General features: G+C 41.6%; 12 protein-coding genes. 2 read left to right on the forward strand and 10 right to left on the reverse strand.

Annotation, left to right across the window (positions count from 1 at the left end):
• Window positions 1-39: 39 nt before the first annotated feature.
• Window positions 40-2,469, forward strand: a complete 2,430-nt coding sequence (locus tag ITJ87_RS05400) for a DEAD/DEAH box helicase (RefSeq protein ID WP_117964245.1) — start codon at window positions 40-42, stop codon at window positions 2,467-2,469.
• 1 nt (window position 2,470) lies between these two features.
• Here ITJ87_RS05400 and ITJ87_RS05405 read toward each other — a convergent pair whose 3' ends face one another.
• Window positions 2,471-2,968 (reverse strand): GNAT family N-acetyltransferase, encoded by a 498-nt coding sequence (locus ITJ87_RS05405; protein WP_117964244.1) that lies wholly within the window; start codon window positions 2,966-2,968, stop codon window positions 2,471-2,473.
• A 159-nt stretch (window positions 2,969-3,127) separates the two neighbouring features.
• Between ITJ87_RS05405 and ITJ87_RS05410 the strand changes: the two genes are divergently transcribed.
• Window positions 3,128-3,688, forward strand: coding sequence for a porin family protein (locus tag ITJ87_RS05410; protein ID WP_117964243.1), 561 nt, complete (start codon window positions 3,128-3,130; stop codon window positions 3,686-3,688).
• Window positions 3,689-3,871: 183 nt separating this feature from the next.
• Here ITJ87_RS05410 and ITJ87_RS05415 read toward each other — a convergent pair whose 3' ends face one another.
• The 9 genes from ITJ87_RS05415 to ITJ87_RS18890 all read right to left on the reverse strand — a co-directional run bounded on the left by ITJ87_RS05415 (window position 3,872) and on the right by ITJ87_RS18890 (window position 13,952).
• A complete protein-coding gene (locus ITJ87_RS05415; RefSeq protein WP_117964242.1) occupies window positions 3,872-4,354 on the reverse strand; it encodes a hypothetical protein in 483 nt (160 codons plus the stop codon).
• Window positions 4,355-4,586: 232 nt separating this feature from the next.
• Window positions 4,587-7,475 carry a hypothetical protein gene (locus ITJ87_RS05420; RefSeq protein WP_118696460.1) on the reverse strand — a complete coding sequence of 963 codons (2,889 nt, stop codon included), beginning with the start codon at window positions 7,473-7,475 and terminating at the stop codon, window positions 4,587-4,589.
• Between the two features lie 431 nt (window positions 7,476-7,906).
• Window positions 7,907-8,860, reverse strand: a complete 954-nt coding sequence (locus ITJ87_RS05425; protein ID WP_195690932.1) for a site-specific integrase — start codon at window positions 8,858-8,860, stop codon at window positions 7,907-7,909.
• Window positions 8,861-8,936: 76 nt separating this feature from the next.
• Window positions 8,937-10,064 carry an ATP-binding protein gene (locus ITJ87_RS05430; protein ID WP_117601697.1) on the reverse strand — a complete coding sequence of 376 codons (1,128 nt, stop codon included), beginning with the start codon at window positions 10,062-10,064 and terminating at the stop codon, window positions 8,937-8,939.
• 164 nt (window positions 10,065-10,228) lie between these two features.
• On the reverse strand, window positions 10,229-10,570 hold the full coding sequence (locus ITJ87_RS05435) for a hypothetical protein (protein ID WP_117601698.1): 342 nt from the start codon (window positions 10,568-10,570) through the stop codon (window positions 10,229-10,231).
• Between the two features lie 90 nt (window positions 10,571-10,660).
• Entirely contained in the window at window positions 10,661-12,040 is a 1,380-nt protein-coding gene (locus ITJ87_RS18630) for a hypothetical protein (protein ID WP_227186450.1), read from the reverse strand.
• Complete coding sequence (locus ITJ87_RS18635; protein WP_227201673.1) at window positions 12,037-12,963, reverse strand: hypothetical protein; 927 nt, start codon at window positions 12,961-12,963, stop codon at window positions 12,037-12,039. Before ITJ87_RS18635 ends, ITJ87_RS18630 begins: the two co-directional genes overlap by 4 nt.
• Window positions 12,964-12,992: 29 nt before the next feature.
• Window positions 12,993-13,484 (reverse strand): hypothetical protein, encoded by a 492-nt coding sequence (locus tag ITJ87_RS18640; protein ID WP_229135098.1) that lies wholly within the window; start codon window positions 13,482-13,484, stop codon window positions 12,993-12,995.
• A 333-nt stretch (window positions 13,485-13,817) separates the two neighbouring features.
• Window positions 13,818-13,952 (reverse strand): hypothetical protein, encoded by a 135-nt coding sequence (locus ITJ87_RS18890; protein ID WP_255425174.1) that lies wholly within the window; start codon window positions 13,950-13,952, stop codon window positions 13,818-13,820.
• Window positions 13,953-14,072: the final 120 nt, after the last annotated feature.

Genomic DNA, 14,072 nt, shown 5'->3' on the forward strand with positions numbered 1-14,072 from the left:
AGAATTACTTCTTTTCTTTTAATCCCCCCTACAATAATAATGGATGTACAAGAAGCAACAACATGTCGGTTGCCGGATTTGAAGGAAAGGCATCTGCCTGAAAACTGCCGCGAAGCCGTGAACACGATTTTAAAGGAGACTTACGGCTACGAACAGTTTCGTAATCTTGAGATTTACGATGATTTGTTCAAGGGAAAGGAAAAGCTTTGCATTTCGCAGGGACAGCTGATAGAGAACGTTATACTGGAGGCTGAAGAGGCTTGGAAAGGTGAAACGAAGATAGACAATATATTGTTGACTGCCCCTACCGGTTCCGGAAAATCCATGTTGTTCCAGCTTCCTGCTATCTATCTGGGGAAAGAATATAATCTGCTTACCATCGTGGTCTCCCCTTTGAAGGCGTTGATTGTAGACCAGGTGGAAAGTCTGCAAGAACTGGGGTATATGCGTGTGGCATATGCCTCGTCCGATTTATCGCCGGAACAGAAGATGGAGGTTTATCGGCAGGTGCGTGAGGGGGAGATTGATTTGTTCTATCTCTCGCCGGAATTGCTTCTCTCTTACGACATCAAGCATTTTGTAGGCGAACGCCGCATCGGTCTGGTAGTGGTCGATGAGGCACATACGGTAACGACATGGGGCAAGGAGTTCCGTGTGGACTATTGGTTCTTGGGACGTTACTTGAATACGCTGAAACAGACTCTCGGTTATAGTTTCCCGTTGTTTGCATTGACTGCTACGGCTGTCTGGAACCCGAAAGGGGGTACTGACATGATATTCGAGACTATCCGTTCTTTGCAGATGGAGCCTTGTGTGCTTTATGTAGGTACGGTGAAGCGCCGGAATATTGGCTTTGACATCCGTCAGATGGAGATGGAGGACGGGGAGACATACGACAAGGCAAAGCAGCGCGTAGTTGCTGCGCGGGTCGAAAACTTCCTGGACGGTCACAAGACACTGCTCTATTATCCTTTTGCGGGTGGCATCGACATGCGCTTGAAGACGTGGGTGAAGCCGGCAGACTGGCGTCTGGTCGCCTCCTATTATGGCAAGAAGGACAAGGAACAGAAAGCTGCCATTGTGCAGGAGTTCAAGGAAGGAACCAAGAAACTGATTGTGGCTACGAAAGCCTTTGGTATGGGAGTAGATATCAGTGATATAGACCGTGTATATCATGTGGCGCCATCCAGTACGTTTGTCGACTATATTCAGGAGATAGGGCGTGCCGCGCGTGATACGGAGATACAGGGTATTGCCGCTACCGACTACCATGAGCGTGACTTCTATTATATGAAGCGTCTGCATCAGACGGGGAACATTGCCCAGGAACAGCTGGTGCTTATTCTGAGAAAGCTCATGGAAGTGTACCGCATGAAAGGGGAAAAACCGGAAATCATGGTGTCTTTGTCTGATTTCGAGTTTGTGGTGAAACTGCCGCGTACAAAGAACAAGTTGGAGTATGAAGCAGAGTTGGGACAGCTCATCAAGACCGCCTTGCTTTGGCTGGAAGACGATTTGATGCAGCGTTATGGAAGGCATCTGCTTGAAATCAGCCCCAAGAATCTGTTGACTGAAGGATATGTCCAGGACAAGACGGGTGATGTCTTTGCCCGTGAATTCCAGAGCTATCTGACAAAGGTAGAAGGGGAGGACGGGGTTTACGTCGCACGTCTGGAAGCGCTTTGGGAAGAGCGTTTCCCGGAGCTTGGCTACAAGGAGTTCAAACAGAAACTGAATAATGGAACGTTGTGGGAGGGAGCCCGTGCCGTGTCTGTAGGCAAGCATGAGGTGCTGTTGAAGGAAGATGCCTCCGTCATCCGTGAACGGATGGATGCCTTGTTCAAGAGCTTGACAACGATGCTGAAAACGGCATTGATAAAGTCGAAAGGACGTTTTGATGAAGAAGAACTGCGGGCTGTCTTTGCCGAGCATGGCATGGACGTGCGCTCTGCCAAACGCTTTATCGGTTCCCTGCTGGAGAGTCGCACGGAGGAAGGCCGCAGTGTAAGCTATATCAGCAGCGTGAAAAAGAAGGATTCCAATGAACTCTCTTTTACGGTGACCAAAGGTTTTGATTTGCTTTTGTCGCGCTATCAAAAACTGTTCAGCCAACGCATAGTGGGCAGTAAGGGAGACCGCCTGGTGTTTTATTGCACTCCTTTCTCGGACTTGAATATGCTGCTTAATCTGCTTTCTATGCTCGACTGCCTTTCGTTCAGTGTGGAGGGTGGCGGTACGCCTTGCGTATTTGTCCGTTTCAATGACCCCGAAACTCTGCAGGAACTTGCGCTTGGCGATGATTACCGCAATCTGATTCTGGACACCAACGAGCAGGTATTCCAGGAACAGATAGCTTTATTCTCCTTCTTCTTTGGAACGGATAAACTGACGGATGAACAGCGTTGGGACTTTATCGAGGATTATTTTACGGGAATGGGAGTGGACGACTTGAAGGTGAAGTTTGCGTAAGCTATCGTTCTGTTTTCTGGAATGCCAGCCGTTCGTCCCCATTGGCCAGAAAAATGATGCCGCAATACTGGAAACCATGTTTCTTCAGTATGTATTGCAGGATGCGGTTGTCCCGGTGGGTATCTGCACGTAGGTTGGGGATTTGTTCGTAGCACCATTGCAGGCAGGCATTGGCCACTCCTTTGCTGTGCTCTGTGCTTGCCAGCCGGTGGATGACTCCGTAAGGCTGTGTGTTTTCCAGCCATTCTCCTTCGTGGATATGTGCATATGTAGGGTCGTTTCCACGGATAAAGGCGAAAGTCCCGATGATTTCTCCGGTATCGTCGGTGCATACGTAACTGTTGCCTTGTTCGATGTCTGCCATGACGAGTTCGCGGGAGGGATAGTTGCCCGTCCATTGGTGCATGTTGCCATCTTTCCGCATGATGCGCTTGGCCTGCTCAAAGATGTCCATAAGGACTTCCAGTTCTGTGGGTAGTGTCTTTCTGATTTCTATCATAGTTTTTATTTTGTCAGCGTGACATTTTCCTTGATTTATGTTGCAAAGGTAATGTGTTTTGTGATTCATTGTTCTCGTAAATGAACAAATGCTGACATATGTTGTTTCTTTAGGAAGAATTTGCATATATTTGTCCCGTAATATTAAACACAATTGATTATGAAAAAGATTTTTAGTGCTTTCATGATAGCTGTATGCTGTATGCTTATGGCTATGCCTGTCCAGGCCCAACTATTGAAGTGGGGTGTTAAGGGTGGTGTGAATATGACGAAAATAGATTGGGATGGCGGATATAAGGGAAACAAGGATAATTCTACCGGTTTCTTTATTGGTCCGATGGCTGAGTTTACCATTCCCATTGTAGGTTTGGGTATCGATGGGGCTTTGCTGTTCTCTCAGCGCGGCAAGGACGAGGTGAAGCAGACAGGACTGGAAGTACCCGTAAATCTGAAATATACCATTGGCTTGGGTAGTTTGTTGGGTATTTATGTGGCAGCCGGTCCCGATTTCTTCTTCGATTTTAAGAAGAAAGACTACGTAGACCGTAAGAAGGCTCAAGTGGCACTTAATTTGGGTGCCGGTGTGAAGCTGCTGAAGCATCTCCAGGTTGGAGTGACCTATCAGCTCCCGATGGGCGACTCATTTACGTGGAAGAATGCGGGTGATGCCATCGGTGCCAAGAATAAGACTTGGCAGGTGTCTGCGGCGTATCTTTTCTAAATGTAGTAAAACGATTTGTGGAATATAATATAAGAAAGGCTCTCCTACAAAAGGAGGGCCTTTCTTGCGTTTTTGATTACTTTTCTATAATTACATCTACTGGGGCAGGTGCATCATCGTGGAGTGGGGTAGCGGCTTCGCGACTAGGCTGTCTGCCGTCTTTGATGGGAATTGAAAAGTTTATCAGATGGCTTTATCACCCATTCCTGAATCTTTCATGCATAATTTCCAATTCCCTAGATAGCGTACTGGTTTAAAGTACCAATTGGTCTTTCTAGTTTCGGTAAAGTAAACGGTGCATCTTACTTCATTATCTTCAGCTTCTTTAAATTGTATATTATCAATTTTATATCTATAGATAGGAAAGAGTTCAAATAATGTTTTAATATGTTGCATGTCTTCATTATCTAAAGGTTCTGGTGCTTGATTAGGAATTTTAGCATCCATTTTGTATAGCATGGCTACAGCTTCGGCATACTCTTTATTTTGGGCTAAAGTCATGAATCGGTTTACAAGCTCAGTCACAGTTGTTGTATCTCGCTGTGAGAGTACCATGATAGAGGATGTTTTGGGGGCAATACTTCCTACTCTTTTCTTTTCTTGTTTACAAGCTGTCATCAAAACAAGTACATACAACAGTATACTTAAAGACTTTATCGTTTTCATTCTTTTATCTACTTTTGTTAGGTGATTTTGGAGGCATATTATTATGATTGGTATCAATAGGCTGGAGCTATATTAAAATATATAGCGAAAAAATGAAAGAGAAATAGCTTCTTCACTTCACTCCAAGTGAACTGACCACATAATTTCAATATGTAGACGTCTTTATAGATTAAAAAGAGTGCCCTCTTTTGAAGGCACTCTTTCTATTGGAGATTTCTATTTAATCTAATGATTAGACAGTTCCGTGAACATCAATAACAATATTAACTTCAATAACACCCCATTTATAAGTTACTTTTACAGGAACTTGAATTTGGTAGCTACCAACTTCATTACCATTGTTCTTATAGTTCAGGATACCCATATGTGTACCATCAATAGGCTCTGTAGACGGAGTATATGTTATTTTAATCTTATTACTCTTAGAGCTCAATAACGTTTCACCCAATGTTCCACCATTCAAATTAGTTGTGATATTAGCTTCATCTACTTCAATCTTCTCAACTCCATAGTAAATATAGTAGTTATATCCTTCCGGACTGAACTCATTTTGTTCCTTGTTATTACGCCAGTCCGTAAATGCTAATACCTTGCTGAAGTCAAGCTTGTCACCGTCATTAATAGCATCTTTCAAGCCTTCATTATCCTTAGAAGTTACATTAATAGGGCGTATAAATTTCACATCAAATTCATAATTGCTCAATTTCAAGTCCTTTTTGCATTCGTTTGTTGCAACAACTTTAACACGACCGCAAAGAGTTTCACCATCTTTCATTTCAGTGCGACCAGCATAGTTCAAGATATCTTTTGCGTAATCAGTTTCTTGATATGTCACAGCAGTATTGCTAATTACTGCTATCTTTTGAGAAGCTCCGGTTGGTTGATTGTTCTCCAACTTAGTTGCAGATAAAGTTAATCCATCCGTAGAAACAGATAATCTGTACTTGTTATGTTTAGAAACGCCATAAACATCCTTTATGCGCGGAGTAACGAACTGGAATGTTTTAGTTAATTTATTATCTTGGAAATCTGCATAAACTGCATCTACTCCACTGATAGTAACCTTATTGCCTTCAAATACATTCAAAAGGTCATTTACATAAGTACACTTATCTGCGCCTTCACCCTTATTGGGTACTTTTACGTTCTGATGGATTTCATCATAACCGCTCTTAGCTTCTGTACTACCACTTGCAAACCAAGCATAGTCAAGTTTTGTAGTATTGGCAATAGTACCAGCTGGAGTAACATTGCGTGGACTCGGTGTCCAGTTGAATGTTACATACACATAGTGTGCAGTTTTATTGCTATTCTCCTTAACAAAACGAACGACAGCATTTATACTTGCTTTTTCTGTGAAAAGTTCATAAGCGTCATTAGCTCCTATTGTCCACTGCAATACTTCTGTCATATGGCCTTCCGTATCAGCAGTTGTTTTAGAAACTACCCCAATCTTCTTCGCAACTTCTACTGCATCTGCACTTGCCCCAGTGAATTGCTTTGCATCGCTATCCGTAGCGTCAAGTTTGTAAGTATTTTCAAACTCTTCCTTAGAAATATCAAGTTTAGCTAAAATTTGTTCTTCCACTTGATCCCAAGTTAATTTCTTAATCAAATTATCTTCAGAGCAATTAACGGTATATCCTTCAGTAAAGTTGAACGGATCAATAACAGTAATTTCATTCTCTTCCGGAGTTGTTGTAATTTCAGCTTTAATATAACCAACGGCTACATTTTGGTTCTGTACAGTATCTTTCAAGATGACACGAATCAACGGCATACGACCTATGGTTGCTTTGCTTTGTTCAGCACCAAATGCCTGTTGCTTACCACCTTTGGTTATTTGAGGTCTCAATATAGCACCCTTCCAATTTGCATGGGCACTTTCTGAAGTCTCATTTTGTCCGGCAAAATAACCTACCAATTCATAAATATACTTGAAACCATCTTTCTCAACAAGACCTTCATTTGCATTTTTATCCCAAGCGATATCTTTATTGGTAGTTGTTGTATAGTGTGTTTGAATATATTCAGCAACATCTACACCTTCGCTGTTCCATGCAACTTGAATTTGAGGTTCATTCTGAATAGCTTCAGCAGCAGTCGTATACAAGTGACCTTCTCCGTCAGCATGATTAGGTTGTACTTTTGCGTTTGCCAATACTAAATCTTTGATTTCTTGCGCTTTTACAGCAGCGTAATCAGAAGTAATTATAGTATCTACTTTGGCATCTTTATAATGAGCTTGCAAAGCCAATACTGTTACGAGTCCATCTTTGTCAATGTCTTTAATGTTACCGTCAGTCAATTTTGCTTTTACTCTCAAAACACCTGGTTGGTTTGGAGCTAAGCTTTTACCAATAACTTCAGCTTTCACTACTGCACCTGCAGCTTTAGTGTATTTCTTATCATCGGAGATAAATGTCAGTTCTGCGATATTATTTATATCTACAGTAGACGGATTCATGTGATAATCTGCAGTCAATCCTGGAGTCAAATAAGACAGCGTAGCTGCAATTGTTGCCGCATCTTTAGAAAAATCCGCATCAGCATTAACAACTTTCAATGTCAAAGCATTATATGCAAATGTAGACGCAGACATAGCTTCAATACCTTGATAGTAGAAATCAGGCTTAAACACTAAACTAGTCAATTGACGGCCGATCAGATTTAATGCCTCATTTTGTAATTTAGCCACCTTTTCTGCAAGAGCCTTCAATTCTTCTTGACTTGCTTTACCTGCAATAGCATTGGTCAGTTCAGATTTAAGGTTGGCAATTTGTTCCTCAACATCTTTTAAAGCTGCTAACTTAGCTATTTTAGCTTCTAAATCAGTTTTTAGAGCTTCCAAGTCAGCATCTGTAACAGTACCAGCTCCTGTAGCTTTATCTAAAGCTTCTTGAGCTTTTTTCGCTGCATCTTCTGCACTTGACTTAGCAGCAGCAATTTCACTTTCCAATGCGCTTACTTTGCTATTCAAGTCTTCAGCTGTAGCTTTTTTGTCCAATTGCTCCTGCAAATTATCGATGTCATCATCATAGTCCTTGCAAGACGTGAACGTACTTGTAGTAGCCGTCATCAAGGCCCCAAACAAGATTACACTTAAAAACTTTTTGTTCATAATGAAAACTTTAAATTTATAAATTTAAAAAATGAAAAATAATAAAATCTACGATTACAGTATTTTTCCTCACATTTTTATATATGATTTTTTCCGTTACTTCGCAGGTAATGAAATCTTGTTAATTTCATTAATAATCAGGGAATAAGGAGAAAATAGACCGGTTTTGTTTGGAATAGTAAAAATCTGTTCGTTGGGATATTGGAAAGAGGATTGGAAGTCCAGAAAAGTGACAATGGGAAAGTAATGAAATGAGGCCTTCAAAAAATGGAAGTGTGTATTTTCAGCTCAAAAGGTTGAATAACAGCATATTGATAGAACCGATGTGAGCTCCGTAAAGACAACACCATTCCGTTCCTCAAAACTCTGTTTGAAGATTCCGGAAAATGTGCGACAAATCTATTCTATCCTATCAAAAGAAGTAACGTCTTTTACACCGTACACACTCCACTTCTTACAAAAGAAATTACCCTTTGATTGGCCTCGTCAATTTTTCTGTTGCTGAAAGGCTTCAGATAGGTTTCCGTCACCGTGATGGAGGAGTGCCCCATGGCTTCCGATATGATTCCGGGGTGTATCTCGCAATGGTAAGCCATTGTGGCCCAGGTATGTCTCGCCGCATAGGTGCTGAGTGCCGACTGCATTCCCAGACACTGCCTGAGTATTGCCAAACGCTGGTTGAATGCCCTGAGTGCCGACTGGTATTCCCGGTATGCGGCTTCCGTACCTTCCTCGCTCTGCAGGATGGGAAACAGATAGGGGGAGTCGGGGTTCCTGTCCGCCACCATCCTGACCATCTGCATGGCTTCGGGTGTGAGTGACACGGTTAGTGCCCGTCCCGTCTTCCTGCGCCTATAAGACAAGGTGTTTCCTTGTAAATCCCTCTTATGCAAATAGGCGAGGTCCACAAAAGGAATCCCTCTTAGCATAAACATCAGTACAAAGAAAATTTTTGTTTTCTGTCGGGTGTTGGGAGAATTATCGGTCTGCAGGCTCATCTCCGTCTCCCGCACCAAAGAGCCTATGTCAAAAGCTTCGAGCGCCTTTTTCCTATCTGCCCGTGTGCCGGTATACACATGCTCAAACAGCCTGGGTACATATCGCACCAGCTTTCTGTCCACCGCCTGGTTGTAAACCGAACGTATTGCTTTAATATAGGTGGATACCGTATTCCAACTACAATTCCTCTGCCTGAGGAAGTTTTCGAATCTCTTCAGTACGGTCGGGCTCAGTTTGCACATGGACATCGGTTGCCATTTGGTGAATGCCGAGAATGCATTCACCGTTGACTGGTAGATGTGTGCCGTCCCCCACCTGCCGCTTTCCCGGAGTTCCCCGATGACTGAGGAGAACATCTCTTGTAAGGTAATTTCATTTCTGCTCATTTCTAAATTATTTATAAATGGTTTGCCCTGCAATTACAAATAAATTGAATGAATATAAGATTCAAGAAAGAAACCATTAAAGCTTGTTCCTTTGCAACCAAAGTTGGAAGAACTGATCATATACCTGGTAAATACCTTTATCATACGTAATAAAGTCTTTTTCTAGCAGTCCTTTTACAGCTGAAGAGACAGAACTTGCAGATTGCAACTTGTATTTACGTACAAAGCCACCACTTGAGATAGCCTTAGCTTTTCCCTCTGCTGCTATTGCCATAAATACAATACGCTGCTTTTCGGGCATCTGATATAATAAGGCATCATAGGTGTCGGCAGAAAAGTCTAGAAGGTCGTTAATGGCAGTATCTATCATTGAGGGAATACATATTTCTCCAGTTCCGGTCATGGAAAATAAAATGTTCATAACCTTCTGCATATACGAAGTTATACCATTGAAGCGTTCATATAACTCTGTTACTACCAATGTATCTAAGAGTTTGCTTGCCCGCTCAAAGTGCTTAAGGCAGAACTCCGCGTATTTATCAACAGAAATGGGAGGCAGGTTTATCAATGTAACTGATTGATAGAATGGACGTGTCGGAGAAGTAAACATTGCCCCCATCAGATGCCTATGGGACCCGGAGAAGACAAAGTGGGCATTGGAACAGCGTTGTATATGTGTCCGTAATGCCGCTTCTATGTTGGGATCGTCTGCATATTTGGTTATTTGCTGGAATTCATCGATGGCGATTAGGCATGGTTTTCCGGCATTGTTCAGATAGGAGAATATCTCATCCAATGTTGCAGAGGGATTGGTTATAGCTCCCAGACCGATTCCCCACGTAGGCTGCCCATTCATGTCGAATGTTATTTCGGAGCGAAGAGAGGCCAGGACATTCAGGAAGGTACTCCATACGGATTTACCTTTTGGACGTAATTCATCCAGTACAGCCTTGCCGAAAACATTCACAAAATCGCGTACAGAGCTTGTGGCATAGATGTCGATGATAAAAGTGTGATAATGCTCCTTGATTTCCGGCTGTCCAAAACAATGCCGCAACAAGTCTGTTTTGCCTAATCTGCGTGGGGAAATCAAGGCTATGTTATTCTCATTCGTCAAAAGTGAGACGATTTTAGCCGTTTCTTTCTCTCTGTCACAGAAATATTCTGGTGACACATAGCCGTTCGTAACAAATGGATTTTTCATATGATTATTGAGTTTACACGCAAATATATAGAAAATATCACAATAATCATTAGATGATAATCATAAAATGATTATTAATAGAAGTGTGTGGTTAACTATCATATGAAATGGCTATTCTTTTCCTCATCCAAAGAATAGAGGAATAGCAATAGCCATTTTCTGTTTTAATCTTGATATTCAATTTCTTCACCAAGAACTTGACGTATCATATTATGTTCATTGCGATAGAGTTTACCATTACGCAGATAATAATAGTTAAAGTAACCGGCAAACTCAATAGTGGCATACTTTAATGTGTCTCCTTGATTATAGGCTCTCCATGTACCCTCGTAAGAGCTGGAATCATCATATTGAATCAAGGTGGTGGAGTCGGATCGAAGGTTGAATTGGATACCGGTTTCAGTGATGAATTTGCCTGGAAAAGGATGTGTAGCTGCTGACTTCTTACATGAAGAAAAGCAGATGAGTGAAACTGACACGGTCAAAATGAATAGTATTTTCTTCATATCTGATATTTATAAATGAAAGATTGAAAAAAAGGACGTCCTGCAAGAGGACGTCCCTTTTATTAAATTATATCAAGAATCTCTTCTTAATTATTTGGCACTCGGTGTACCGGCAGCCTTCTTAACGATGACTTTCAGGTTATCCTTGCTCAATACACCCCACTTGTAGTTGACATTTACAGTCAGGAACATGTTGTAGTCAACGTTAACCGGAGTACCATGGTTGTTGAAGTATGCCAAGTGAGTCGGGTCAGCTTTAGCTTCTGTAGCAGTAGACTTAGCTTTTGTCTCATCCCAGTTCATCATCTTCAACGAAGCATTGGTCGGCAACTTACCGTCAGTAGTACCCTCCTTATGCTCATAAGTGCTGGTTGCAGCATTCCAAGCCAAGCTGGTAGTGGTCTTATCAGTCAAGAACTTAACTTCACGCACAGCATAGTAGTCATACAAAGCATGTGCATAAACTTCATCACCAGTGGCCTTGTCAGCTACAGCAGCAGCTACCGGCTTATTATTCCAGTCAGTGAATGTGAAGTTCTTGGCAACGCTCAAGAAGCTACCGTCAATTTCAGCATCAACGAAGTTGTCGCTGATAGAACCGTCAATAGTCAACGGGTTGATGAAGTGTACCTCAAATTCTTGAACTGGAATAACATTGAAGTCATTGTATGCAACAACTAGCTGTACAGGAACTTCCTTGCCAATCAACTTGAGGGCGGCATCAGTACCGTTCAAGTCATCTTTTTCGTGGAGACGGATGATACTGGAGCATTCATTTACGCTATTACCTAATTTTTCATCATAATTCCAAGGCAAGTTCTTTTTGTTTTCTGTAGCATCAGCACCCATCAGGTTATTGATAGTGGCAGCCAAATCGTTAGATTGTATATAATCATTAATTCCTGCATCCGTTCTACCGATGTTGCTGTTGTCACCTACAACTTCGTCTTTTGCTGTACCTTTAGTCTTATACCACAATTGGGTTTGGTCATCGCTTGTGACAAAGTCTTTCAAATGCGGATAAGTAGTCAGGTCTTTCATACGTGTTTCGTCAAAGATAAACTTAACCTCTGCACACTCACGAATATACTGGATGAATTGGGCCAAGTTGGCTGGTTTTTCTTTGGTCGGTTTATATACAAAGCCATTAACCAAGTCAGCTTCGATGTGGCTATAGTCTTTAAGCTCACAACCGTCTGGAGTACCCGGATATACATGCGGGTCTTTCTGTGTTCCACCGTCATTTGCAGTAGTGTAAACAATCGGATTCACATTGAAGACACCTTCACCCTTACCATTCTTCCAGAAAGTACCTTGGTATGCAAACTTCTGTGCAGGAACAACAATTGTCTGCTTGATGTCATCATTCAAACCAGTTCCGTCAACGTACTTAACATCAATTTCAAATGTAGAAGCATAAGTCTTGTTTGCAGCATTGTAAGCCAATGTACCAACAGTCTTCGGATTCATAGCCAAACCAAGTTGAAAGAAGTATTGTCCTCAGCATCCTGTAAGAAACCGAATACAAGTTCTTTGTTATTATTGATGAGTTCACCGCCGTCTTTACCAACTTTATTTGCTCCTTCTTCCCAGTCATTCAAAGCATCTGTAGACTCTGCCAATGTGCTGAGGTCAATCTTCTTACCATCTTTTCTAAGTTCAAGGATTTCGATGTCCTTGTAGATGTTATGGAACTGAGTTTTACTCATACTCTGTCCACTATCGAACTTAACCATATGATAGATCTTCTCGTTCATTTCCTTAGAGAACAGCTGCTGGAACATGTCATGACAAGTTACAGTGTCGTTCGGGAATGTGATAGCAGCAATAGTCTGATCCTTTTCACCAGTCCAACAGATCTTAATGTAGCGAACTGCAATCATGTTACCATTGTTCTTATCCCACAACTCAGCGCGAATGATAGGCTCACGACCGATAGAAGTTTTGGAATATTCGTTGTCTCCCAACTCTACGTCATAAACTTCAGGCTTCAGAGTATAACCATCAGACAAGATACGGCCGAATTCTTGTTCGTCTGTCTTCCGGTCACCCTGCAGATACTTGGCTTTTGCCAAAGCAAAACGGAACTCCAGACCATAGTCGGGGTAGTTGCTCAATTCCTTGTGGCTACCATGTTCGTCTTCTGCATAAGTATAGCATACTGTTACCAGTGTTCTCAAATCAAGCGGTTCGTCATACGCTTGCTTAACGTCTACCAGCTCTTCATTTCCTGATTTGTACAAGCAAATAGAGTCATGATAGTGAACATATTTGCCATTTTGTTCTTCGTCAGCAAAATTGCCAGATATTTTTGAGAAGTCAATATGCTTGTTAGCCAAATAAGGGAATACTATAGATTCTTCGATACGGCTGTATTCAGAACTTACATACACTTCTTTACCGGCCTTTTCTTCTTCATCTGTCAGATTCTTGTCAGCAATAGGGGGGGCAGAGAAGCCATCCAGAATGTTTCAAGCTTACCTTCTCCATGTGCAGAGCCATATGTACTGATTTTTTCATTCAGATATCCCTTGTTCTCCTTGTATTGTATAGTCAAAATGCCACCATCTACACTATAATCTACTACTTCGATAAGTGCATTCTCCAAGACTCCAGGAGTAGACTTGGTTACATTCTGAGATTTGATGCCTTCGAACTGCGAGAGTTTAATATCATCTTTCAATACACCGATGCTTGGACTCATTTTGTAGCTAACCTTGTTCTTTTCTGTAGAGATATTAAGGGATTTGGCATTAGCTACTGGTTTGTGGTCCAAAACAGGGCGAAGTTGCCCGTGATCTCTCGGGTTCGCATTGTCTTGATGGCCTGTTACAGCAGTATAAACCTGCGGAGTATACTGCAATGACAGTAATTCAATAGAAGGAATACCATTGATGTATGTAGTCGGAATCAATGTGAGACTTGTCAAACGATGACCAATCAAGGTCATCACTTCTACGCTCAATTTTTCAACCTTAGTTGCGAGTTCCTTCAAATCTACATCGGAGATGAAATCTTTCTGTAATTCCGTCTTCAGATCTGCAATATTTTTGTCTACAGCATCCAGAGAAGCCAGCTTGTGATTTGTTTCTGTAGAGCTGTATTTGCATCCTCTAAAGCTTACTTCAAGGCTGCAACGTCCTCAGAAGAAGCCCCACCTTGTCCTGCTTTGTCCAATGCTTCTTGTGCTGCTGTTTTAACATTAGAAGTTCAGTTTTGGCTTCAGCGATAGAAGTCTCCAAAGTACTTATTTAGAGTTCAATTCATCAAGTGAAGCTTTCTTATCCAATTGTCCCTGCAAGTCCTTGATGTCGTCATCATAGTCCTTACAAGACGTGAAAGTTCCTGCAGTACCGGCCATTAAGACACTGAACAAGAACATACTTATGTTTATAATTGAAAACTTTAAATTTATAAATTTTAAAAAATAAAAAGTGAATAATCTCGCATATTTGGTATTACTTTCTCTTATTTTTTTGTTAAAATTTTCCGTTACTTCGCA

The organism is Bacteroides sp. HF-162 (assembly GCF_015679285.1).
Classification (GTDB): Bacteria; Bacteroidota; Bacteroidia; order Bacteroidales; family Bacteroidaceae; genus Bacteroides; species Bacteroides uniformis.